This is a genomic window from Rhizobium lusitanum, assembly GCF_014189535.1.
Taxonomy (GTDB): Bacteria; Pseudomonadota; Alphaproteobacteria; order Rhizobiales; family Rhizobiaceae; genus Rhizobium; species Rhizobium lusitanum_C.
On record NZ_CP050308.1, the window covers coordinates 1,438,108 to 1,462,836 of the forward strand.

Sequence of the window (24,729 nt, forward strand, 5' to 3'; positions counted from 1 at the left end):
TTCGAGCGCGAAAGCCGGATTGCCATCGCGCCGCATCTCCCTCAAGGGGAGTTTAAATCTAGGTGGTCACCGGAACGCCACACGGTCTTGGGAGGAAAACGCGGGATCCGAATTGCGCTTAACATGAGCGTCCATTAATTTGGACATGAATGTCAAATTAGACACTATTGTCCAAATCGTCAATACAGATTATCTTCACCCCATGAACAGCCAAAACGCCGCCGCCTTGCAGGCACGGACTGCAAAACCCGCCCAATGTCTGAAACGCGTCCCCATCCTTGATGCCGCAGCCGAAGTCTTCTGCCGCGAGGGATTTTCGGGCGCGAGCATCGACGAGATCGCGGCGCGGGCCTGCGTCTCTCGCCAGACCATATACAATCACTACCGCGAGAAGGAGACGCTGTTCATCGCCGTCGTCGCCGACGTGACCGCACGGGCCAACACCGCCGTCTTCGCAGCACTTGCCGCCTTCCCAGAGAGGCCAGAGAACCTGCGGGAAGAGCTGATCGCCTTCGCCACCGATCTGAACCGCAACTGCCTCTACAATCAGGACGGAAAGTTCCTGCGCAAGCTCGTCCAGTCCGAAGGCCCCCGCTACCCTCACCTCTTCGAAGCCTGGCGCGAGCACGGCCCCTGCAAGATCGGCACGGCGCTCGGCGCCATCTTCGCCCGCCTCCACCACCAGGGCCTCCTCCAAGTCCCCGACTGCGACATCGCCGCCCGGCAATTCACCGCGCTGATCAACGCAGACCTGCAGATGACGACTCTCTTCGGCGAAACGCCGACCGAAGCGGACATCGAGATATCAGCCCAACAGGGCGTGGACATGTTCCTGCGTGGCTATGGGGCTCCAGCGCAAGCCGTTGCCTGACCTCTCGCATTCATGCCCTTCCGAAAGCTATTTTAACGATGGCTTTAGTACCTTCGCTGCGCAACGGACACCGCTTCGAAATTTACTTGTGCCTTTGCCCGACAAGGCGCTAACGTGCGCGGCGTGGGTCGGAGCTTCAAAAAATGAGCAATAGACATTGGAATTACCCGGTGCTGGTCATCTGCACGCGCACTGGGACAACCTACACCGTCAGTACCACGAAAGAAGCATTGGACATGCTGCTGAACGCGTGGCCGGTCGCCGAAGGCAAGGTTTTCCTCGGAGCCCTGCAAGTCTGCGCGGACGTCGAAAGCGGGCTGAGGCAGCCCCTGGAAGCCCGCAGCAGCTTCATCGCCGCTGCCATGGAAGCCGGCGTTCCGATCGAGACCGTGTTGGCCGACTGAACCACTCGCTTCTTTTGCGACATGTCTATCCGCAATGCCCTTCAATTGTGATCTGATGTTCTTCAGCTAGACTTCAGCTTATGGTGGTAGACCATTGTAGTGCGGACGAGCTCGCCGCCCCCTAAATAGCTCGTTCTCACCCAGGCCAGTGCTTTGGCCTCCCGGCTCTGCCTTTCCTCGAAGGGCAGAGCCGATTCCTTGAGGCCACCTTACTCTGCTTGCCAACGGTGACGGAGGCAGTCGGCGCGGTTCAGCCTATTGCAAAAGCAGGCCGTAAGCGATTTTCCGGATCACTTTGATGGATTATGGCGTGGCTTTCTCCTCACTTGAATGAACAGCAGACAAGGAAGAAGCCCAAGCAGGGCAAAATAGGCGACCAGAACCATCAAATCGAGAGTATCGTCACCCGCAGGCTCGCCTAAAGCAAGCGCATCCGTGACAAATGCCAAGCCCAATAGCAAAGCAGGGATGGCGAGGACAATCGCGATGATCTTCAGAAGCCGGTACGCCGGAAATACAAGCAGGAGCCCGACAATGCCACAGGCAAGGGCCAAGGCTGGAAGCCCAAAAAGTACGGCGTAAATACCATCCAAATTTAATCTGATATCAGACATTCCAGCTCCGCTATCAGGTCCAACTCGAAAAACTGTCGCCCCCACCTCAATGAAAACATCTTGCCCCTTGTCTGCATAGCTTGGTGCGCTGGTGTAGCTGCCCCAAATGCTCGAACAACATGCGTAGTATTCTACCCGATCCGTCATGGACGTATAAGAATGCTGGGCTCAAGAATGCAGCCGCGAATCGATATCACGATCAATAGGAACGCAATTGCCGCTGCGATTGTCACCGCAACGCTAGAAAGAATAGCGCCCGCAATAACGCTCGGGCTACGATAGCCCGGTATAACAGCCAACGCCATAATGAGCGTGCACGCTGTTGGGGCGAGAAAAATCCAAGGCTTATATTGAAAATTTCCAATCCCCTCCAAAAGGACAAAAACGGAAGGGAGAAAAGCCTGCGTCATTAAAGTCAACGGCATAACCAGCAGCCATATGATCAGCGCTAGGAATACTCCGTCTCTAAATGTCTTTGTGCGGGGTATGGGTGGATTGCGCATATTGCCTTACGTTTACCTTGGTTTCCTCTAGCCGCGCATTATCCTTCAAAGGGGCCGTTCGCAGTGTAGGGTTTGCGGGAGGCGCGTCAAATACTTACCCGCTTGATCCTGCGTAACCGATAAGCATCAGGAATGGTATAAGGAGAGCCAATTGAATGGCACGTTTGGTTGATCTTAGAGGAGCCAGCCAGGCATTGTATTGGCGATTTTGCTTCAGTTTCTCTGGGTCATCAAGTGTCACCAAGAGCTCGGGATAGGCCCAAGCCGATAAGTCTGCCCCTTCATAGTTCCCACGACTTTCTACCTGGTACTGCTGTCCGGAGAGTTTTGCGCTCCATGTCATGTAAAGAGGCGGATCAATATCTCCGACCATATTTCCATTGGACGGGGAAAAACCATAGATGCTGAGCTGCGCTCGTGCCTGCTCACTCAAAATGGTTTTGGTTTCGGATAGACGCGCGTCATACCCTCCGTACATCACCTCAACGGTAACCGTTGCCGCACCTTCTTTCGTGATATCGACCGGGCTGACAATAAATCGGCTTGTGTTGCCCAGCGCGGAGCCAGCATCATGTGCGGCGTCCTGCAGGCTGAAGGCGTCGTTAAGATGATTGGCGGGCAACGTAAATTCGTAATCGTGTTGGGTCGTCCTAAACAACAATCGGTCACCCTGTGCATGCAGCCTGATTGTTGAAAGATGTTCGCTTGTCTGCTCAGGACTTTCCGGAAAGGCCGTTTCATCCGGAACAAGCAAAGAGGCCAGGACAAAAACCAGACCTGCAACTGCGACTATCCAAATGCATGATTTCAGCATGACACCATTCAAACGAAGGACCCCGGAGCGCTATCGAACCTCGCCGGTCAAAACCAGTACTGTTGCTATCACGATGAAGCCGTTGCCACCATCAGATTGAATTCCGCGATGCGCTTATAATAGGCGGCAAATGGGCCAAACGATCACTTTCGTATGGAATATCCGCCTATCAGCGCTCCCAGCCCCAGCACAGCAAAAAGTGCGCTACCATATGCCAAGTACGCAATTACGAATTCAGAGACGGGATGGGAGCCATAAGGTCCGCCTGAAACGGCGGCCACCATGAGCACAACCTCCAGCAACCACCAGAGCCCCATAATAGTTGCCACAGCCAAGCATATCCATCCGCCGCTTATCATTTCCAAAACTCCTTCTGGTCATTTGACTGGAGCCGAACTGGCATTGTCGCGTTGTAATCAAATGTCAGAATATGGCATTGGTCGTTGTTGGCGGTTGGCACGAGATACAACGGCCAAAAATCTCATAATTCCCGCAATTATGAGATTCGATCAACGATGGTGGGAAAACAATCTCAGCGATGAATTTGCAGATCGATCTCAGTTTAAGTACAGGGCGCCACACTCTCGTGAGGAGACGCATCCTTCTGGACATCTTCATTGGTCTTCTGATGTACGCAATGCCAACTTTGGCATTCGCAAATCCATCGTTCGAAGCTGAAACCAAGGTCATTGCCGCGGCCAGAGCCGATGGAACACTTATCGGGTTCGCCGTGACCTGCAACGTTCTCAAATCGGATGTCTCAAGCCTTGCGACAAAACTGGAAGCCGCCTCGCTGGAATTAGCCAGGAGCAATTCCGTGACTATCAATCTAGCAGAGTACAGGGAATTCGCTGCTGAAGGTATCGACAGCACAAGACTATTTGCTAGCCAGGTTGCGCCGGGTTCTGAGGCGTTTGAGAGAAACTGCTGGGAAATCCGAGAAAAGGTGCGAGGTATCGTTGGAAAATAAGCGGTCCAAGCACCATGAAGAGGGCAAGCTACTCCACCCTGCTGCCCTCCTCGCCGATCAACACAAACACAACACAGCCTTCGATGAGATCGAGAGGGTTTCGATTTGAATGCTCATGTCCAGCGCCGCACTATTACCATTTTGGGGCTCTGGGCAGGTCTCATGGGACATGCTGAGCAAGCTCAAGCACAGTTCGCGGCGAGCGGCGATAGCGATCTACCCATCTTCCTCGTGTTTGGACCATGGATCATTCTTCTCATCGTGCTGTTCGGAGCGCGGTGGTTGCGTCCTGCCAGGCGACAGCGATTTTACACAGCGGTGCGGCGTGCCTTGGCCGTCTATCTGTTCATCGAAATTGTTCCGATTATCGTGTGTCTTCTCTTGGTAGCAATATTCGACGTTGGACAATCGGCAGGCCTAGGCTTCTGGGTTGTGTCAATGATGGGTGCAATCTTTTCCGGACTTGTGCTTTTGGTATTTATATCACTGGCGCTGACCCTGGACTGGGTTGTTTATCTTTTGCGCAAGGAGACAGAGAGAGCCAGGTGACCGGCGCAGCCATCTGGAACGTCATCTGCATAGCACCTCACATAACCACTAAGGCCCCACGAAGGATTGAAATGAAATACTACAACAGGATTAGCCTCATGCTTAGCGGCCTCGTATTGCTGGCTTGGCTTTACTTCTGTTTGAGTTACTCGCCTCGGCTTGGTGGTGATGGGATGGGGCCGGATCCGCTTGGTCTTATGTTGATCGTCTCTGCCTGGTTGGTGGGAGCCGTCATGCTGCATTCAAGCATCCTGTCTATGGTATTGGCAGCTTCGAAAGGACCGACCGTGCTCAGGCGAGAATACAGAGACTGTGCTTGGGTCAACGTTGTATTGTGGTTACCCTTTCTGTTCCTCGTGCACGCGATGGCTGGTTGAATGCTCCTTGGTAAGCCTGTTCGAACGAATTTCATTTCGTGATTTTGTACGTCTCCTCACACGTCTCTTTCTGGAATTAGCATGCGAAAAATCCTTATCTTGTTGAGTTCCCTTGCAGTGCTAGGGTTTTCTGGTCACGCCTGGGCCGATCAAGGCTATGACGCTTATATGAAAAAGGATTATGCCAAAGCCCTGAAATATTGGAGGCCGCAGGCAGAACGGGGTGACGCATATTCGCAGTTCAGCATTGGTGTTTTGTACAGCAATGGCGAGGGGGTCACCCAAGATAATGCAAAGGCAATTTACTGGTATCGCAAGGCTGCGGAAAATGGCGAGATCGAGGCCCAGCTTGTCCTCGGCGATATTTATCGGGACGGGAACGGCGTCAAGCAGGACAAGAAGGAAGCTGCGAGATGGTATCGTGCGGCGGCCAATCTTGGACATGCCGGCGCGAAGTACCAGCTCAACCAGTTGAGTTCTGATCCTTGCATTCAACTGAGCCCGAACGACAATTACGTCAAAGGTTTTAAATCTACCATTTTCGCAAACACCGTTTCGCAACAAGATGTGGCTAAGGCAAAAGCCATGCTGGCCTGTGGTGCTTCCATCGATGTGGTCGATGGCGATGGCTACTATCCAATCCACCTTGCAGCCACTGGAAGCACACCGGATATGATTAAGCTTCTTCTCGCCAGTGGCGCCAAAGTGAATGAACGCAGTGCAAAAACCGGCGAATCCCCACTCCACCTTGCAGTCATGTACAACAAGGATCCCGATGTGATCAGGACCTTGCTCGAACATGGAGCCGATCGGAACCAGACCGACAATGCGGGGAAAACGCCGATACAGAGTACCGACGATCCTGCAATAATCGAGTTGCTGAAATAGAGCCACTGCCAGCTCTATAATGCCGAGCTTTTGTCGTTTGCATGGGTGTGATGACGCGCCGATTTGCGACGACAAGCTCAGCAAGTCAGACGGCAATTTGGATCTATGCGGTCTCCGGAGCTCTGGCTTGCGCCAGCTCCGACAGAAATCGGTCCATGAGTGCGGTGTCACCGAAACGCCGATAGCGACGCTCTGCCTCGAGCGAGAATTCCGGGTTGGCTTTGACCAGGCTGCCCATCGTCGCCTGTGCTTCCGCCAACTGCTGTCGGCCCGCTTGTAGCGCAGCCTGGATCAACAAGCAGTTGGGATCTTCCGGCGCGCGGATCAGGCATTCCCGAATGACGTTTCCAGCCTCATCACGACGGCCCGCTGCATAGAGCGCCTGACCATAGACGTAGGCATAATATACCGGGGCCATGGGATTTAGACGACGCGCGCGCTCGGCATTTGATAACGCACCTTCGTAGTCACCAAACCGGACCTGCGCCTTTGCCAGCGCCATCATGCTGTCAGGATCGTTCGGGTTGAGTTCGACGGACCGCTGTGCGGCCTGCAACGCGCCGGCATAGTCGCCGCCAGCGGCAAGCCCAAAGCTGATTACTTGATATCCCGCCGCCAGGTTCGGATCGAGACGGATGGACTGGCGCGCCTCGCTCAGGCCGATATCAAGGTCTTTCGCAGATGCATGGCCGGTCACCTTTTGCGTCACATCAAATATGTAGGTCATACCCAGGTTGGCACGCGCGACTGCATAGGTCGGATCCAGTTCCAATGCCTGCTGATAAAGGCCACGTGCCGCAAGGAGACCATCGCGGTCATTTGAGTCATGCTTGAAGCGATTGCGTGCTTGAAGAACAAGATCATAGGCCTGCAGATTCTTCGTAGGGCGTTTTGCTGCCTCGGACAGTTCGGTCTTGCGAACGTAAGAAACAAGGTGAGCTACGATCTCGGAGGTCAGTTCGCTTTCGACTGCGAACACGTCCTCGATATGCCGGTCATAACTGCGAGACCAGAGATGAGTCCCACTGTTGACATCAATAAGCTGCGCCGCGACGCGAAGTTGGTCGCCCACACGCCGCGCGCTGCCTTCAACCACGTAGGAAACGCCCAGTTTGTCGCCAAGCTTGCGAACATCAGACGCCTGATCCCGCACCGCGTAGGTGGAATTGCGGGCGATTACCTGAAGGTCCGGGCTGCGCGCTAACCCCGTCGTGATGTCTTCCGTCAGACCATCGGCAAAGTATGTCTGCGTGGTGTCGCCACCCATGTTGTCGAAAGGCATAACCGCGACTGAGGGCCGACGATCTGTTTTTTCAAAATCGGCAACCGAGGCAAGCTTAACCGGGATACCCCCGATCATTGCGGCCAAGGGAAGTGGCTGGATTGCCAACCCGATCATGACAAGGGACACCGCTCCGAGGGCATAAGCGAGACGATTGCTCACGCGCGGGAAAAAGTCAGTGAACCGAGTCCATCCGAACCCGCGTTTCCCTGCCCATTTGACCGCGTAAACGTCGAGGGCCTCCGGGATATTTTTGGCATATCGCCGTCCAAGGCGGGAAAATTCGTCACCGCGCTTACGATCGGCGCTGAGGACAACCGCACCGCTCACGAAGATGCTGCCCGGATCTGCCATGGCTTCGAGACGGGACGCGACATTGACGCCATCGCCGTATATGTCGCCCTTGTCTTCAATAACGTCACCGAGATTGATGCCAATACGAAATTCGAACGGGCGCTTGTCGAAGCCCTTTTGGATGGAAACCGATGCATCCAGTGCGTCGTTAACGCTGGGGAATGCGGCCAAAAATCCATCGCCCGTGCTCTTGAAGGTTCGACCGCCGTGATGCCTGACCGCAGGCTCGATCACCTCGTCGAAAATCGAGCGCAACTCCGAATAGGTTGAGGCTTCGTTTTCAGCCATCAGCCGGCTGTAACCGACAATGTCCCCGGCCACGATCGCAGCGAGCTTGCGTTCCATCGCACAGTGTCCTGTCTTATCGATAATCGGCCATTCATCGATCGGAGTCCGGGATTGGGCCATTAAAGCGAAGATAGCACATCGCACACGAGGCGATTACCAGCGATAACCTGCATAAGCTTATGAATGCAGCTTCAGAATGAGAAGGAAAACTCACTAACCTGATCCTTCTAAGATCGCAGTGGCGCTCGTTCGTTAGCGCCAAGAGTAAGCCGTTGTGGAATAGTGTTACCTGCTGTCCTGCCGAACCATTCAACTCGCAAGCCTATGCCTTCGGGGAGTTCACTTCAGTCCTCACAGTCGAAGCCTTCAATGATCGACCAGTCCCAAGGCCGCTTTATGGAGGCGTTCACCCTGGATGGGAATGCTTGAAACGGCTCCTTCGATCGCCTTGAGGTCGGACACGGTCAGCACGACATCAACGGCGCCGAGGTTCTCGTCCAGCCGGTGCAATTTCGTGGTACCGGGGATCGGAACGATCCAGGGCTTCCGCGCCAGAAGCCAGGCGAGCGCGACTTGCGCCAACGTCTCACCCCTGCTTTCCGCAACCTGTTTCAAGGCGCCGACCAGTGCCAGGTTCGCATCGCGCGCTTCAGGTGCAAAGCGTGGAACATTGCTGCGGAAATCGGAAGAATCGAGCTTGGTGTCTGCGGTGATCGCACCCGCCAGAAACCCCGCTCCCAGAGGACTCCAGGGAACGAAGCCGATTCCCAGTTCCTCACAGGCCGCAAGAACACCGTTATGCTCAACATCTCTCGTCCATAACGAATACTCGCTTTGGACGGCGGCGATCGGCTGAACGGCGTGGGCGCGGCGAATGGTTCCCGCGCTCGCTTCGGAAAGCCCGTAATGTTTCACCTTACCCTGCTGAATAAGCTGACCGAGAGCGCCCGCGACATCCTCGATCGGCACGCTGGGATCGACACGATGCTGATAGTACAGATCGATCAAGTCGGTCTTAAGCCGTTTGAGCGACTGTTCGACCACGCCCCGGATATGTTCCGGGCGGCTGGTGAGGCCATAACGTGTCCCGTCCGGATCAATACCGAAACCGAATTTGGTTGCGATGACCACCTTGTCCCGAAAGGGGGCGAGGCCGTCCCCCACGAGTTCTTCGTTCGTGAATGGCCCGTAGACCTCGGCCGTGTCAAAAAAGGTCACGCCGCGATCAACCGCCGCATGAATCATTTTGATGGCTTCAGCTCGATCCAGCGGCCTGCCATAGGTCGAGTTCAGCCCCATGCATCCATAGCCGAGGGCGGACACCTCGAGGGCGCCCAGTTGACGTTTCTTCATTGAAATCTCCTTGGCGCTCATCGTTCCAGGCATTCGTGATCTCGATGATCGCCTGCCTTCAATATGGATCGACAAACCTCCTTTGATTAGACATTCATTTCTGCATGTAGTCATGCGCTGGGCGTCAGAGACGGCGGTCGTGCCTGCGGCTGACAACGTACTCAGCGCGGGAATGAGCTTTTGCGACGCCCATTCCCTGCCTGGATGCCGCTCCTGTCAGACCGAGGTTAGATGCTGACCGAAAAACTCGGCCAGCTTCGAGACGGCCGGTCCAACGAATTGTGGCTTGTCGTAGAGATCGACGTGCGTCGCGCCGTCGACGACAAACTGCTCTTTCGGCTCCTTGGCCTTCTCGTAGACCTGATCACTCCAGAATTTCGTCTCGGCCTTGGAGCCTGCAATAACGAGCAGAGGCCGGGGCGAAATCGTCTCGATCATTTCAAATGGATAGAAAGCCATCTGCTGGGGTAGACTCGAAAACATATAAGCGTTCACAGAGTTTGGATGCTGACCTCGTGCCGTGCGGTAGTATTCGTAGCCTTCCCTGTACATGACAGGGGTCGCCGGCGTGAAGTCATCGGCGGAATTGGCCACGACCGGTACAAGGCGAACGGGCTCGCCACGCGCCTCCCGGCTGCGCTGCTCACTTGCGTCCTTCAGCCGCTTGATGCGTTCTTCATAGGAGATCGAGCCCGAAAGACCTTCCCGTCGGCCCTGACCGATATCAAATGTGCTGACCGCCGCGACGGCCCTTACACGGAGCTCGTGCTGGGCGTGGTTCAACGCGTAGCTGCCACCGATGCAAATGCCCAGCGAACCGATCCGCGCCGGATCGACCTGTGGATGCTGGACGAGGAAGTCGATGGCGCAGCTGATGTCGTCCACGCGCTGCCCGGGCACCTCCATCAGACGCGGTTCGCCACCGCTCTCACCCTGGTACGACGCATCATAAGCCAGACCGATAAAGCCCGCCTCAGCAAGACGCTGGGCATAGAGGCCGGAAGATTGCTCTTTGACGGCGCCGAACGGATGGGTCACCACGATTGCAGCATACTTCTTGCTGCTGTCGAAGTTGGCGGGCTTGAACAGGTTGGCGACGATGTTCGTCCCCATGTTCCTCGCGGGGTAAGTGACGCGTTCGATCGTCACGCCTTTCTCATTGGGATAGTTGACCACTGCTGGCCCCTTCACTGCCGTGGATTGCGCCGTTGCCGAGCTGGCGTCAAACAGTGGTGAAGCGGCCACGACAGCACCAGAAAGCAAAAACGCAGACGTTCCGAGGAACTGGCGCCTCTTCGCATCGATAATTTTTTCAGCCATTGCACATTCCTTTGTTTAACAAGGTTAGAAAAGCGATGCTTCACCAACCCAAGACATGTCGACGAAGTGCACTTCAATGCATTCGGATAACCTCAGTTGGATTTTGGACGAGCGTTGTCGCGAAATATGCCGGCTCCCAGCCTCTGGCCGTTCGGACGCCCTCCAAGGGAACGTCACTCTGCAGCGACGTCTCAGGGAATATCTAGTGCAACGTGGAGATCGGGATTAGACTGCAAAATTGGCATGCAGTATTGAACCCTATTCAATAATTGCGGGGTCGGCATCGGCGACATGACGAGGTTTTTAGCGCTCGCCCCGGGGCCGCGCAGATTTCAGACGCTAGCTGCTTATCGACCGAGGCTCGATGCTTTCGGGAGGACGATATCATATCTAGCGCAACTGGATTGGTCGTATTAAGTTCTAAAATGATGACGCAGTGCTGAACGGGATTCAAGAATGGCGCGGGACAATATTAGCGACTTGACGACGTTCCTCGCCGTTGCCCGGGAGCGCAGTTTCACGAAAGCGGCGGCCCAACTCCGCCTATCGCCGTCGTCCCTTAGCCATACGATCCGGGACATGGAAGAACGACTCGGCGTTCGGCTCTTGACGCGGACGACAAGGAGTGTCGCACTGACAGACGCAGGCGAGCGCCTGCTTCAGGCAGTTGGCCCGCATTTCGAAGGAATCGATGCCGCACTGTCGGCGCTGACCGAACTCAGGGATAAGCCAGCGGGCAGCGTCCGCATCACGGCTGGTGAACACGCTGCTATCGCGGTCATCTGGCCTGCCGTCGAAGCGCTTCTGCCTGACTATCCCGACATCAAGGTGGAGATTGTCATCGAGCACGGCTTCACGGACATCGTGGCTGAACGCTTCGATGCCGGCGTGAGGCTCGGCGAACAGGTCGACAAGGACATGATCGCGGTGTCGATCGGTCCCGAGATGCGGATGGCGGTCGTTGGTACAGCATCCTACTTTACCCAACACCCAAAACCATTGACTCCCCAGGATCTGACCACCCATCGCTGCATTAATATTCGCCTGCCGACTTATGGCGGCTTTCATGCTTGGGAATTCGAAAAAGACGGGCGCGAGCTACGGGTGCGCGTGGATGGACCTATTGCGTTTAACGGATCCAGACTGGCGTTGATGGCGGTGCGCAGCGGCGCTGGATTAGCCTACCTCTTTGAAGATCATGTTCGGCAGGACATCGCTGAAGGAAGCCTGATACGCGTCCTGTCAGATTGGTGCCCGCCGTTTTCCGGCTATCATCTTTATTATCCAAGCCGCCGGCAGCTCTCACCGGCATTTGCCGTTCTTATAGAAGCTTTGCGGCACCGATCGACCAAAAGAAGTTAAGGCTCGGGATTTTGACCATCAAGACCGTCAAAAGGATGTGAAACTTAACACCATATTCAAGGCCTGCCATATCGCACCCTTTTGCTCTCGCCGCAGCTCGATTTTTAACCCCAGTCAATCAAAGCGATAAGAACGAGGCTTCCGAGGACAGCAAGAGTGAAAGCGGCTGTGGCCGCCCGAATGATTCTGGGATGCCGACGCAGTGGAAGATATGCAAACCAGCATGCTGCAATGAGCGATACACTCAAAAACAACATTCCAACGACAACGCTGCCAGCATCCATCCTGCTGAGCGCGGGGTTAGGCACCGTCCCGAGGTATGCAACCGACAACCCGATCGTGATCAAGATTGCGAAAACGAAGCTGCAGGAAAAATACGAAAGCCGCAACGCCAGGCCCAACGGCTTTTGCACCGTCATAATGAACACACGCATTGCGTGGGCGCTTCATACTCACTGGATGACGTATGTGCCTTCAACGCTATCCCCCATCTTATAGATCAGGCCATGGTCCTTGTTCAATTTGAGATCCAGCCGCGTGAACGGCTGGGATTTGAAAAACGAGCTTGATGAGATCAAGACAACGCCATCCTCGCTCCGGCTCCAACAGCCATTCGCAGCTTGATCCGTGTTGCCATAAGCCAATACGTACTCAAAACTGCCGTCGGATCGCAGCAACAGCTCCGAACCGACCTCTGTGACACCTTGGAGATAATAATGCCCTGCCAATGACGCGTCAGCGGGTGTGCACTCATTCGCCGATGCGGCCTCACTCAGGTTCACAACGGCAAACAGCCCAAGAATCAAGCGACGTTTCGAATTGCGGTTCAACATGTTTTTTCTGCGGAGCTTCCGGGGATGAATGGTATCCGTGTATCGGAGCAGCAGCCCTCAAGCTAGGCATTGCATATGGCTAAACTGATATCATTGCCGAATAATCTGCTTTCTCCCGGGCTCGTTAACCTCGCGCGTGCCTATGCCCGCAATCTGAACAAAGAAAGTTTAGGTTGCGGGCGGCTCCCGAATTTCGGCGTTCGCTACGCTGCTCTTGCCTTGGTTGAAGATAGTTCATACTGACTAGCGTGCCGGCTATTTAAGAAACGAGTTACTCATGGCTTTCGCCTCCCGCGTGCTTGCGCTTGTTGCCCTCGGCTGCGGTCTTTTTCAGCGGTCTGCCAGGCGCAATCCTTTGATTGCAGCAAGGCGCAGACCGCTATTGAAAAGGCGATTTGTGTTTCTCCCGCCTTGATTGCTCAAGACACCGCCCTGGCGGCGTCCTATCGGCAGGCACTGGCGGATCTCGGTGGTGACCCGGCAAAGCTGAGCGATCTGCGCCAGCAACAGCGCCGCTGGATGGCAGACCGCAATAAATCCTGCACAGAATCCGACCAGGGCCGCCTGTCGAAATGCCTGACGGCGATCTACCGGACGCGTCTTGCGACACTAGAGGCAGCAAGCTCCTCGACAAACCGGAACGCTGCCGAACCGGACCAAGCCGCCGCGCCTGCGGCGGCAACCGCAGCCGGCACACAGGCCACCGTGACGCAGGATGCAGCAGCGCCATTGGCTGCCGAGACCGCTGAGCCCGCTTCCGCCAAACCCTTGCCCCGGCTCGAACCACAGCCGCATTTCGCATTGGACCAACTGCCTGCCGATCGGGACGGCAGCACGTTGATGACCGTCGACGCGCCCGGTCATATCACCATCCGCACCCAAAGCAGCTCCGGTGTGGCACTCCAGCTCGTTGATATGATCGCAGGGCCGGGGGACCGCATGGGCGCGCCTGGCACAAGCGACGGCCGGATCGATGCGCTGCTCGACAAAGGTATTTACAAGATCCGCATTTTCGGAGCCGAGGGAGCAACCGGCGAGGTCAAGCTCACAGCGCAGGCCTCTCGGGAGCTTGAACAGCCCGACGCCGTTTTGGCCCCCGGCTCCCCGGTCAATGCGGATCTGAGCGATCTCCAGCAAAGATCCTACTGGATCAATATTCCCGATTCCGGCCACGTCGAGGTCGAGGCGGTCGGACGCTCGCTTCAGGATTTACGCTTGTGGCGCGACGGCACCGATATTGTCGATCTCTCCCCCAAAATCTCCATTTTCGAATTGAAGCCGGGGCTTCCCATGACACGGGCGGCGCTGACGGGAACGGTTGAACCTGGCCGCTATCTCGTCACAGCCTATGGCGGCGAGAAGCTTGTCTGGACCAATGCGGATGCTGCCGAGCCGTTTCGCATCCGCGCCGGCACGCAGATGTCGCTCGCGACAGGGATTGCTGAAGGCGTGATCGGGCCTTTTGGTTCCGTACGTTTCGAGGCTCCCGCCGATTTCGACACATTCCGTCTGGAGTTACCGCAATCGGCCCCGACGATGCTCCGCGCCGGGCGCATTTCCAGCACGGCAACCGTTTTTCAAAGCGCTGCGATCGGCAAGACCAGCCGTGAACCGGTAGCCACAATTGCGCTGCCGACAAGCAGTCAGTCCAGCATCGTCGAAGTGTCGGGCTACGAGGGCCAACGCTTTCAGGTCCGAGGTCTGCGCTTCAGCAGCCAGACCCAATTTGACGGTTCGGTGCCCAATCTCATCAGCCTCGACGTTGCAGGCGAAGGCGGTGACGAAACTCCAGCCACGGCGCTGCTGGTACGCCATGATAGCGGTGGCAAAGCCAGTATCGTCGCGTCCGACATGCCCCATTTGGGCCCTGGCCAAGCTTGGCGACGGCGCTTCAATTTGCGTGGGCCGACGTCGCTGTTGTTTGAGATGACGCAAGCGGGACAGATCGCCGTCCGCGTCTCGGGCCTTGCCCTGCACACCGAGATCAGTCCCGTTCTGCTTGGCAATGCGCCACGCACCGACGGTCGCAACCCCGGTCATTTTGATTTGGACGCCGGCTACTATTTGCTGCGCCTTCTGCCCGACAACAATGCAGCCGGCATCGTCGATGTCGTCCTCGGCTCGCCGGGTCTTCTACCGCCGGTCCAGCCCGCAGCCCCGGCTCGCACCACCATTTCGTTTGGTGTCCAGCAAGCTGCAAAGGCCACCAGTTACGAGATTATCACCAATGCTGCGCCCGGCCTGCTCACCGGGCCGCGCGCCGTGGCATTGCCCGCCGATCTCAAGGTCAGGCCACTGGCGCTTTGGCAGCCCACCGACGCCTCGGCTCAGCCGCAGCCCGGACAAGGCCAGCCGATGTCCGATACCCCCGCTCCCGTGCCGCAAGCCCAGGGCACGACCACCGATGGAGCGGACGCCCTCTTACGTCCCGCATCATCAGCGGATTTGCATATCGACGTGCATGTCCCACCCGGCGGGACTATCGCTGCCATTGATATGCACAATGCGCCCGTGGCTTTCGCCATCAGCAATGAGCGTGCTGACGCAAAAGGCCGAACCCTGAGCCTGCGTTTCCCCGCACCTTCCGCTCCCCGCGTTATAGCCCTGAGCTGGCTGCCCGATCCTGCTGCGGTGCAGCGAAGCACGCCGCCTGCCCCCGCATCCCCGTTGATTGCCGGCCAACGCCAATTTCTCGATCTCGCCGAAGATGCGCAGAAATCCTACCGGCTCGATGTAGCGGAAGGTGGCCTTTATCGCATCGAGACCCTTGGCCGCCTGCAGACATCGCTAAGCCTTGGCACATCGTTCCTGCCGAGACTGGGACAAGCATCGGACAACGGCGAAGGCCACAATGCGCTGTTGCAGACCTATCTGCGTGCGGGAACCTATCAGGTTGAGGTTTCCGCGCAGAATTCGTCCGGTCATCTCGGCCTCAGCGTTGTGCCATCGTCACTTGCGACAGCGGCGACCTTGGTCCCCGATGGCATCAGCCGTGGCGCTCTATCGGACGGACGCGGCGCCATCGTGCCAATCGAGATAACAAGTGCGGGAGCCTATCAACTTGATCTCTATTCCCTTGGCGGCGATCTCACCGCCCGCCTGGAGGATTCCGAGGGATGGCCGCTCACCGCGCCAGGCCCGCTCTCCACGCTTAGCGAGGATTTTACGCCGGGGCACTACCACCTCGTGATCCTGCCGCGCGAGGTCGACACGCGCTTCGTCGCGCGGCTAAGGCCGATTATCGACCCGCCGCAACTGCAGGGCCACGGGCCGCATCCGCTGGCCTTCAATCAAGCCCAGGCATTTCAATGGCGCGAGCCGCAGAGCAAAGGTGATGCACGCGTTCCCGACAGCTGGACTTTCGATCTTGCCGCTGACGCCGATGCCAGCATCGACCTGACTGAGGGCATGATCGGCAGCCTGTTCCACGACGACAAGGATCAGATCGCCAGATTTGTCGCCGCTCCTCAATTTAAAGGAACGCTGAAGGCCGGGCACTATCGGATCGATCTCATGAGCCTCGCCCATGACGACCGGTTGGACTATCAAATTACCTTGAACACCAAGGCCCTGCAGCCCGGCGAGGCGCGCTTCGTCAACCTGCCGGCCGAGCTTTCCTTCAATGTCGCGAATGACCGTGTCGTCAGCCTCAGCACTTTCGGCCGCAGCGAAATCAAAGGCGTGCTGAAGGACGGGCACGGCACCGTGATCGAACGGCTCGCCGGCCGCAGCGATGATTGGAACATCGCGCTCTCGAGCCGTCTACCGGCCGGGTCCTATACGCTGGCGCTTGATGCGGCAGCCGCCTCAGACACGACCAGCAGCCAGCAAGCTGACAGTTCGGACAATCAAGAGCCCGATACTAGCGATGGCGACCAGCAGACTGCCGGCGATGATCAGGCCGATGCCTCGGATATCGAGGTTCAGTTTGCCTTGCCGCAGGAATTGCCGCAGCCGGCGCTTGCCGCCAACGCCACGGCCGACATCACCGGTGCCTCCGTCTTTACGTTCCCTCTGCCAGCCAACGTAAAGGATCAACTCGCGCTCGTGGCGGCGCAGTCCACCAGCGAACTGGTTCTCTCGGTCGAAAAGCAAGACGCCGATGGCAGTTGGAAGCCACAAGCTTTTGCCCATGGCCGCACACCCCTTATCGCCTGGCCTGCCTCGGACGAGCAGAAGACCCAATGGCGCGCTTCGGTCTGGACCCTTGATGGTGGAACAGCGCCCATAAAAATTGCCGCGCGCAGCATCGCCCGCGATATGCGCGAACTCGGCGATATCACCTTGGAACCCGTGGCCATTGATGGCCTTGATCTCAATCTGAACGTCGCGCTGGTGCATGCCCCGTCGGCAGGCCTCGTGGAACTGGGCACCACCACGGATCTGCTCGTGGGAACAAGTGCCGATCGCGCACTGACGGCGGCAGGGTCTGGACTTTTTGCACCACAGTCGGATCGTTTGTGGCTGGTCTCAAGCCAGGACAGTCATGTGTTGGTAGCGCCCGCGCAGCCCAGCGCGGAGATCGCACTGACGCTTCCGCCGGGAGATCAGGCGGTTGTGCCGGCCACCGCCCCCTTGCCAGGTAAAGTGAGGCTGTGGCAAGCGGAATCGGCCTTCGGACAACCCGGTCTCAATGCCGGGCGCGGCATGGGCGTCAGCGTCAACAGCGCGGTCGCCCTCGCCGACAATCGGGATCTGCGTGTGTGGAACGCCGGGAGCGATGAAAGCTTGCAGATGCGGCTCAGGCCCGTCGATGCCACCGAACTCGAGGCCGTGGCGCTGGATGGCACCTATACCGCGACGGTCCCAGCCTTCAGCGCGCGGCCGTTGACGCTGCCAACAGGCGTGAAGCGCCTGACGCTCGACCTGGCACCCGGGATCGTTGTCGTCTCTGCCCCTTCAGACCCTCAACTCCTGAATGTCTGGTCCGGCGCGGCACCCCTGTCACGCAACGTCGCCACCTCGGCCAACGAGATCTGGCTTGTCAACCTGACGAACAATACCGGCTCTGCGCGCGTCAGCATGTCGCCGGGACAGGCCATTGGGCTGGGTAGCGATCAGATCCGACGCCGGTTCTTCGGCACGGTCGGATCGGAAGAGGTCGCCGTGGATGCGATAAGAGGGGACGTCTTGAACGTCTCCGGCGGCACGGCAACCTTTGTTGGGGCCGACGGCAGGATTTCGCGAGGCAACCCTATTTCCGTGTCAGGCCCCGGCCAGCTGATCCTCGACCATGGTGCCGGGTTGGTGGCGCTGTGGCTGGAACGCGACGGTCAGTCGCCCTGGCCCAAGGCAGAGCCAAAATCGATCACCCTGCCGCAGAGCATGTCGCTTGAAGGTCAAGCCATGGCCTTTCGTCTCGATCCGACCCAGCCACTGCTACTCAATGTCAGCACTGACGCGCCCGTCATTGTTAATCTGGAGCAGAATGGCCGCCGCGACCTGCAGCTATTTCCGACGGGAGCTGAATTCCACCGCTATATCGCAGCGGGCGAGGCAGTCCTGACGCTCTATTCCACCCACGAGGGGCCTTTGTCCGGCACCCTGAACATGATGGCGACACCGGTCCTCCCGGTGAGCGAGGGCATCGGTTCCCCGGTTGTGCTCGCACCGGGTGCGACGGCGTTGTTTGGTTTCGAAGTCAAGACCATCGGCAATATCGGTGTCGGCCTGCGCTCCGATCCGGACCTTGCCATTGCCCGCCTGCTCGATGCGAAGGGCCAGGTGCTCGGTGAGGGTATCAACCAGCTCAAACAGCTTGAGCCAGGCTATTACCTCCTGGAAGCGCGTGCGCCGGCAGACGCACCGACGCTCATCGTCAGGCCCTCGGTGGTTGGGTTGTCCCCGCCACCCGCAGGCCCACCGCCCGAAATTATCAATGATTATCTGCAGCATGCCGATTTGAAGCCCGCGGGATCGAAGTGAAAGACCAATGAAAAAGATTGTATTTCTCATTGCCCTGGCTCTGGCCTCCTCAACCCTGATCTCGAGTGGTCACGCTCAGCAGGTCACCGCGCCGCCGACACTCGATGTGTTGCAACGCGCCGATGGCGTCAAAATCGTGCCCGAGAAATTTTTGCGCGCCTATGATCCGGTGACGATCTTCTTTCCCGCAGACACCGGCCCCGCAACTGGCGGTCCGGAAGACTCGCCCGAGCGTTATGTTGCAATGGAGCCGGCTATGGCCGGTGCCTGGCAATGGCTTGGTCCACGCGCCCTGCAATTCCGCCCCGCCGACAAATGGCAACCTCTTGCACGTATCAAGGTAAAGATGCTGGGTCGTGACGAAGCGGCTGGGAGTGAGGCGGAACTGATACCGTTGTTGCCGGTGCCGGTGTCCACCCTGCCTGCTTCAGGCAGGGATCCCGTCAACGAACTTGACCAGATCACGTTGACGTTCGCCGAGCCCGTCGATGTCGCCGCGCTGACCCGCCTTCTGTCGATCGAGCTGCGTCCGGCGCCCGGTATTGGCGACGAAGGTGGCCTGAAGTTGGGTGCGCAGGATTTCGATATTCAGCCGCTCGAGCGCAACAGCCGTGGCGATCAGCAATCCTATGTGGTGAAGCTGCACACCAGCGTGCCCGATGGCCGGGTCGTCCTTATGCGGCTGAAGCTTGCTGATACGCCCGACTTCAGCGACCAGACCTTCGAACTGCGAGTGCGCACCGCCGTGCCCTTCACCATGGTCAATTCCGATTGTGGGCGGGGCTTCGACGCCGCCACAAGCGATGGCATCATGCGCTGCACGTCCGGTTCGACAACCAGCGATTCCAGCGGGGCGGTCGATGACAACGGCAATCCCGTCGATGATGCCGATGCGAGGTCCCAGGCCTATCCATCGGGCCAGGGCCGCGGTCTGATCTTCCGGTTTTCGAGCAATCCCGTCGCCGGAGAGCAATTCTCTGTGCGTGACGCCTTGCGCATTTCCCCGCCGGTCGACGACCTGACGGCGGAAGCCAGCAGCGGGCGGCTCTATGTCCATGGTCGCTTTCTCACGGATAAGGTCTATACGCTTAACGTTGCCGCCGGCGCCTTGAAGGACGACCGCGGCCGACCGCTGGCTACCGGTTTCAACCAGAAATTTGCCTTTGCGCCCGAACAGACCTCTCTCGCCTGGGATGCGTCGCAGGGCGTTGTCGAGCGCTTCGGCCCCCAACTCGTGCCGTTGCGCGGGCGCGGCTACGATCGGGCCGACCTGCGTATCCATGCGGTTGACCCGCTCTCACGCGATTTCTGGCCTTTCCCGCAAGCCGGGCTCGATACGAAAGACGACGAAGCACCACCTTTGCCCGGCAAGGAACCGCAGAAATGGGCCGATGCGGATGACGTCTCGGCCGATGCCGTGGAAGCACGCATAAAGGCTCTCGGTTCGCCCGCCATATCCCAGTTCGTGGATCTGCCGATTCACAAAGGCGGTGTCGACACCAAGTTCGGTTTGGACCTGAAGCCGCTTTTTGCCAAGATTGTCGGTGAGGGCCAACCCGGCACCTATCTCGTCGGCTTGCGCGCGGTGGACGATCAAACGCGCCATTGGCTGCGCGTTCAGGTCACCGACCTCACCTTGAGTGCAGTGGAAGAACGCGACCGGGTGCACTTTGCCGTCACCTCGCTCGCCACCGGCAACCCGATCGACGGGGCGCAAATTCGACTGGATGGTTTGCGGGACGGCAAATTCATCACGCTTGCGACAGGGACGACAGATACGCAGGGCTTCTTTGCCTGGAACCTGGATCAACGTGCCGACGCCAAGATACGGCGTGTCATCGTGACGAAGGGGCTGGATACACTGGTGATCGACCCCGATCACGCCCCGGCCCAATATGCCCAAGACAACTGGACCAAACCCTCGGCGTCCTGGCTGAACTGGACCACCAATCCTGAGGAAGATCGCACAGAGCCTGCCCGCACCCTTTGCCATGTCTTCACCGAGCGGCCGATCTATCGCCCGGAAGAGCCCGTGCATATCAAGGGATATGTCCGCAGCTATCTCGGCGGTCACTTGACGCTTCCCCAGCAGGGCGGCCAGATCGTGATTACCGGCCCCGATAAACAGGAATGGCGCGTACCGGTGCAGCTGGACGCGTTCGGCGGCTTCTATCACAAATTTGACGCCGAGACGCCAGCAACCGGCGATTATGAGGTTCACTTCGAACCCGGCGACCCGGCGAAGGCGACGGACGAAACTCAACCGGAACAAAAATCCGGTAGCGACGATGAGAATGTCGACGGCCAGGCGAGCGACAACAATACTGATGACGGCAAGGCAGACGACGCCCAAGCTGATACCACCCAAGCCGCTGACGCCAGCGATAGTGACACGGCCGACAATACCGTCCAATGCGGCAGCGTCTCCTTCAAGAAGGAAGCTTATCGCCTGCCGACGTTTGAGGTCGTGCTCAACAACCCGCAAACCGTACCGCTCGATTCCTCCTTCAACGTCGATCTGATCGCACGCTATTTCGCGGGTGGCCTGCTGGCGGACCGGCCGATCCGCTGGCGAGCCGTGCAGTATCCCTACAACTGGACACCGCCTGGCCACGACGGCTTCCTTTTCTCGACGGATTCCCGTTACTCCGGCGGCGACGAGTTCAAATCCTCACCCACCCTCGAAAGGGATGGCAGCACCGATGCCGGCGGCGCCTCGCGCATCAGCTTTGACACGACGATCGAACCCACGGCACAGCCTCGCCGATACATGATCGAGGCGACCGTCACGGGCGACGACGATCTGCAGGTGCGCAGCATCAGCAATGTCTATGCAGTCCCGCCTTTCGTGCTCGGCCTGAAAGTGCCGCGTTATGTGCCAAAACCCGGTGCGATCGAGCCGCAAATCCTGGCTGTCGACGGCAATGGCGAGCCGGTTGCGGGGCTGGAGATGACCGCCCGCCTGATCCATCGCAACTGGACTTCGACCCTGCAGGCCAGCGATTTCAGCCAGGGCTCGGCGAAATATGTCACGCAGGAGATGGACGACACCGTGCTGGAGCGCAAGATCACCAGCACCAAGGACATCCAGACCCTTGCCCTGGAAGCAACGGACGCCGGTGTCTATATCATCCAGCTTGAGGCCAGTGATCGCATCGGTCGCCGGCAGCAGGTGAGCGTCGACTTCTTTGTCGGCGGCTCAACGCCGGTTACCTGGGCACAGGCGCCCGCGCGCACGGCGACTGTGACGACCGACAAAGACAGCTATATCCCCGGCGAAACCGCCAACCTTCTGATCCAATCGCCCTTCCAGGCAGCCCGCGCTCTGGCCGTTATCGAAGAGCCAGAGGGCAAGTTCCGCTACGATTGGGTCGATATCGCCGATGGGTACGGCCATTATGCCGTGCCTGTCCGCAAGGAGTATACACCGGAAATTCCCGTGCATTTCCTCATCATGCGCGGGCGGCTAGATGCGAGCATTCCCTCGCCGAATGCACCCTTCGACCAGGGCAAGCCCGTAACAATCGCCGCGACCAAGACCGTGACGGTTAAACCGGTGAAGAATACTGTCACCGTCTCCATGGACTATCCAAAGAAGGCCCGCCCCGGTGACGAGGTAGAAGTCACGCTGCATTTGGCGGATGATCTAGGCCAGCCGCTGGCCGGCGCTGCCACCTTCTGGATGATCGATCAGGCTGTGCTATCGCTTGCAACCGAGCAACCGTTGGACCCGTTGCCGAACTTTATCGTCAAGCGTCAATCCACCATGGCGCTGCGCGACACCCGCAACATGGCCTTCGGCGTCATCCCTCTGGAGGAGGTGCCGGGCGGCGATGAACGGGAGGATTGGGGCACGGACAACAATATTTCCGTCCGCAAGAATTTTACGCCGGTGCCAATATACCTTCCCGACGTAAAAATCGGCCCTGACGGTACCGCCAAGATCAAGGTGAAGCTGCCGGACTCGCTCACCGTATTCAAGCTGCGCGCCAAAGCCGTCAGTGGCCCCGACCGCTTCGGCTACGGCACCGGCGAAATGCTGATCCGGCAGGAAATCGTGGCTCAGCCCGCCCTTCCCCGCTTCCTGCGCTCGGGAGATCGGTTTGAGGCTGGCGTGATTGCCCGCGTGGTTGAGGGCGGCGGTGGCGGCGGCGTTGCCAGCATCGCTTCCGATGGCCTGATGCTGGAAGGCGGCAAAGACCTCTCCTTTGTCTGGGAACAGAACAAGCCGGCTCACATTGGCGTTCTCGCCACGGTGCCCGAGCCAAAGCCCGGCAAGGAGGATGTGCGGCTGCGTTTCGGCGTTGAGCGCGTGGCCGACCATGCCCGTGATACCGTGGAAATCACGCTGCCGGTGAAGCCAGACCGCATCCCGATCAAGCATTACGAGATTGTCGAAATCCCTGCGGGCAGCTCGAAAACACTGCCCGCGCCGCAGGAAGATGTGCGCCCTGGGTCGTTCCAGCGTGTGATGACCCTAACGTCCGATCCGGCGCTGGTGAAGCTGGTCGCCGGGCTCAACACTTTGGTCCAGTCGCCATACGGTTCGACTGAACAAAGAATATCATTGGCCTCCTCCGGCCTCGCCTTCAAGAGTTTCACCCCCATCCTGGCGGCTGCGAAACTTGACAGCCGCGTAGACGGCGATGTCCACAACACCGTGCTTGCAATCAGCCAGGCGGTCGATTCCGATGGCCTTGTCGGCTTTTGGCCGCACAGCAAGGGCAATGTCACGCTAACGGCCTGGGCCTATTCTTTCCTGGTCGCTGCGGACAAAGCAGGCGAGCCCACCGACAAGACTTTGACGGATCGTCTTGCCAGCGTGCTGAAACTGTCACTGCGCTCGGACTACCCCCACCTGCTCACCGGCAACGAGATCCGCGAGCGGGTCGAGGCGCTGACGGCCCTCGCCGAAGGCGGCAAGCTCGATCCGGCCTATACAGCCGAACTTGCGCGTTCAGCGGCCTTGATGCCAAATGTCAGCGTTGCCCGGATGACTGCAGCGGCGGCAGCCGCGCCCGATGCGGACCAACGCCTGGTCGGCGGCTTGGTCGACACGATGTGGTCGCGCGTCCGCATCCTCTCCCGCAATGGCGAACTGGTCTATAACGGTCAGGCACAGGATGAAGGCAACAACCCCATCATCCTGCCCTCGGAAACCCGGAGCCTTGCCGAGATGGTGCGTGCGGCAGCTTTGACCTCCGAAACAGATCCGCGCTATCCCGCTCTGAAAAGCGCCTTGCTGCAATTGGGTGAGGGCGACGGCTGGGGTTCGACCAACGCAACGTCCGCTGCAATCCAAGCGCTTGCAACCGCGTGGCAGAGACCAACGACGCCCTTGCCGTTGACACTGGCGCAGAACGGTAATGTCCAGAACCTCACGCTGGACGCCAATACGCCCGTGTTGCGGCAGGTCACATTGGATCCGGGCGCCGTTACCATTCGCAACACCGGCACCACCTCCGCTCTCGCGCTGGTGGAAACCAGCTATCTGTCCGCCGAACCCGGCTACAAGGCGCAAGCCCAGAGCCAGGGCTTCGCCCTGACACGTACGCTCTACCGCGTTCCCGCCGGCAACGCGCCGTTGGAAAAGCTGACCCCCGATAGCAACGGTACCATCCAGCTGAAAGTAGGCGATGTGCTGGAAGAGAGGGTCGAGTTGGTCGTGTCCGAGGATCGAACCCATGTCGCCCTCACCCTGCCGTTGGCCGCAGGACTGGATCCTCTCAACCCCAATATCGCCACGGCCCCGGCCGAAGCGACGCCTGCGATAGCGTCAACGTTGCCGGCGGATTGGACTTCCTACGGGGACGATCAGGTATTCTGTGCCTCTGACAGGCTGCCGAAGGGCAACTACACCTTTGCCTACCGGACGCGCGCGCTGATCCCCGGTTCCTATACGCAGCCGCAGGCCTTCGCCGAGACCATGTACCAAAAGGGCGTGCAGGGAACGAGTGCTGCGGTGCAGATCGTGGTGGCGAAATGAGCCACCGCAATCAGGAAAGACGTCACGTAAGGAACC

Annotated in this window: 14 protein-coding genes; 8 read left to right on the forward strand and 6 right to left on the reverse strand. The window is 58.4% G+C overall.

Translation table 11 applies throughout. The features are described from left to right. Positions 1-202 precede the first annotated feature (202 nt). Together HB780_RS20710 and HB780_RS20715 are read left to right on the forward strand one after the other, a co-directional pair. Entirely contained in the window at positions 203-871 is a 669-nt protein-coding gene (locus HB780_RS20710) for a TetR/AcrR family transcriptional regulator (protein WP_183695880.1), read from the forward strand. 143 nt (positions 872-1,014) lie between these two features. Next, the gene (locus tag HB780_RS20715; protein ID WP_183695883.1) at positions 1,015-1,275 is read left to right on the forward strand and encodes a DUF982 domain-containing protein; all 261 of its coding nucleotides are present in this window, start codon (positions 1,015-1,017) and stop codon (positions 1,273-1,275) included. A 290-nt stretch (positions 1,276-1,565) separates the two neighbouring features. Here HB780_RS20715 and HB780_RS20720 read toward each other — a convergent pair whose 3' ends face one another. Further along, a complete protein-coding gene (locus HB780_RS20720) occupies positions 1,566-1,889 on the reverse strand; it encodes a hypothetical protein (protein WP_183695885.1) in 324 nt (107 codons plus the stop codon). Positions 1,890-2,486: 597 nt separating this feature from the next. Further along, the gene (locus HB780_RS20725; RefSeq protein ID WP_183695888.1) at positions 2,487-3,206 is read right to left on the reverse strand and encodes a hypothetical protein; all 720 of its coding nucleotides are present in this window, start codon (positions 3,204-3,206) and stop codon (positions 2,487-2,489) included. A gap of 538 nt (positions 3,207-3,744) precedes the next feature. On the opposite strand from HB780_RS20725, the gene HB780_RS20730 reads away from it, so the two are divergent. The 3 genes from HB780_RS20730 to HB780_RS20740 all read left to right on the forward strand — a co-directional run bounded on the left by HB780_RS20730 (position 3,745) and on the right by HB780_RS20740 (position 5,990). Beyond that, complete coding sequence (locus HB780_RS20730; RefSeq protein WP_183695891.1) at positions 3,745-4,176, forward strand: hypothetical protein; 432 nt, start codon at positions 3,745-3,747, stop codon at positions 4,174-4,176. 105 nt (positions 4,177-4,281) lie between these two features. Beyond that, positions 4,282-4,725 (forward strand): hypothetical protein, encoded by a 444-nt coding sequence (locus HB780_RS20735; protein WP_183695894.1) that lies wholly within the window; start codon positions 4,282-4,284, stop codon positions 4,723-4,725. Positions 4,726-5,183: 458 nt separating this feature from the next. Continuing rightward, on the forward strand, positions 5,184-5,990 hold the full coding sequence (locus tag HB780_RS20740; RefSeq protein WP_183695897.1) for an ankyrin repeat domain-containing protein: 807 nt from the start codon (positions 5,184-5,186) through the stop codon (positions 5,988-5,990). 103 nt (positions 5,991-6,093) lie between these two features. On the opposite strand, the gene HB780_RS20745 is transcribed toward HB780_RS20740, so the two are convergent. The 3 genes from HB780_RS20745 to HB780_RS20755 form a co-directional block, all read right to left on the reverse strand. Then, positions 6,094-7,971, reverse strand: a complete 1,878-nt coding sequence (locus HB780_RS20745) for an adenylate/guanylate cyclase domain-containing protein (protein ID WP_183695900.1) — start codon at positions 7,969-7,971, stop codon at positions 6,094-6,096. A gap of 309 nt (positions 7,972-8,280) precedes the next feature. After that, positions 8,281-9,267 (reverse strand): aldo/keto reductase, encoded by a 987-nt coding sequence (locus HB780_RS20750; protein WP_183695903.1) that lies wholly within the window; start codon positions 9,265-9,267, stop codon positions 8,281-8,283. A 216-nt stretch (positions 9,268-9,483) separates the two neighbouring features. Continuing rightward, entirely contained in the window at positions 9,484-10,587 is a 1,104-nt protein-coding gene (locus HB780_RS20755) for an alpha/beta hydrolase (protein WP_183695906.1), read from the reverse strand. Between the two features lie 456 nt (positions 10,588-11,043). On the opposite strand from HB780_RS20755, the gene HB780_RS20760 reads away from it, so the two are divergent. Then, positions 11,044-11,949, forward strand: a complete 906-nt coding sequence (locus HB780_RS20760; RefSeq protein ID WP_183695910.1) for a LysR family transcriptional regulator — start codon at positions 11,044-11,046, stop codon at positions 11,947-11,949. A 452-nt stretch (positions 11,950-12,401) separates the two neighbouring features. On the opposite strand, the gene HB780_RS20765 is transcribed toward HB780_RS20760, so the two are convergent. Next, the gene (locus HB780_RS20765; RefSeq protein ID WP_183695913.1) at positions 12,402-12,782 is read right to left on the reverse strand and encodes a hypothetical protein; all 381 of its coding nucleotides are present in this window, start codon (positions 12,780-12,782) and stop codon (positions 12,402-12,404) included. Positions 12,783-13,193: 411 nt separating this feature from the next. Between HB780_RS20765 and HB780_RS20775 the strand changes: the two genes are divergently transcribed. Further along, complete coding sequence (locus HB780_RS20775; protein WP_286203151.1) at positions 13,194-18,707, forward strand: lysozyme inhibitor LprI family protein; 5,514 nt, start codon at positions 13,194-13,196, stop codon at positions 18,705-18,707. A 7-nt stretch (positions 18,708-18,714) separates the two neighbouring features. Further along, positions 18,715-24,693 (forward strand): alpha-2-macroglobulin, encoded by a 5,979-nt coding sequence (locus tag HB780_RS20780; RefSeq protein ID WP_183695916.1) that lies wholly within the window; start codon positions 18,715-18,717, stop codon positions 24,691-24,693. Positions 24,694-24,729 lie beyond the last annotated feature (36 nt).

Bases quoted from the DNA above. Each gene is read 5' to 3' on its own strand.
- HB780_RS20710 (WP_183695880.1), top strand. From the start codon at position 203: ATGAACAGCCAAAACGCCGCCGCCTTGCAGGCACGGACTGCAAAACCC.
- HB780_RS20715 (WP_183695883.1), top strand. From the start codon at position 1,015: ATGAGCAATAGACATTGGAATTACCCGGTGCTGGTCATCTGCACGCGC.
- HB780_RS20720 (WP_183695885.1), bottom strand. From the start codon at position 1,889: ATGTCTGATATCAGATTAAATTTGGATGGTATTTACGCCGTACTTTTT.
- HB780_RS20725 (WP_183695888.1), bottom strand. From the start codon at position 3,206: ATGCTGAAATCATGCATTTGGATAGTCGCAGTTGCAGGTCTGGTTTTT.
- HB780_RS20730 (WP_183695891.1), top strand. From the start codon at position 3,745: ATGAATTTGCAGATCGATCTCAGTTTAAGTACAGGGCGCCACACTCTC.
- HB780_RS20740 (WP_183695897.1), top strand. From the start codon at position 5,184: ATGCGAAAAATCCTTATCTTGTTGAGTTCCCTTGCAGTGCTAGGGTTT.
- HB780_RS20745 (WP_183695900.1), bottom strand. From the start codon at position 7,971: ATGGAACGCAAGCTCGCTGCGATCGTGGCCGGGGACATTGTCGGTTAC.
- HB780_RS20750 (WP_183695903.1), bottom strand. From the start codon at position 9,267: ATGAAGAAACGTCAACTGGGCGCCCTCGAGGTGTCCGCCCTCGGCTAT.
- HB780_RS20755 (WP_183695906.1), bottom strand. From the start codon at position 10,587: ATGGCTGAAAAAATTATCGATGCGAAGAGGCGCCAGTTCCTCGGAACG.
- HB780_RS20760 (WP_183695910.1), top strand. From the start codon at position 11,044: ATGGCGCGGGACAATATTAGCGACTTGACGACGTTCCTCGCCGTTGCC.
- HB780_RS20765 (WP_183695913.1), bottom strand. From the start codon at position 12,782: ATGTTGAACCGCAATTCGAAACGTCGCTTGATTCTTGGGCTGTTTGCC.
- HB780_RS20780 (WP_183695916.1), top strand. From the start codon at position 18,715: ATGAAAAAGATTGTATTTCTCATTGCCCTGGCTCTGGCCTCCTCAACC.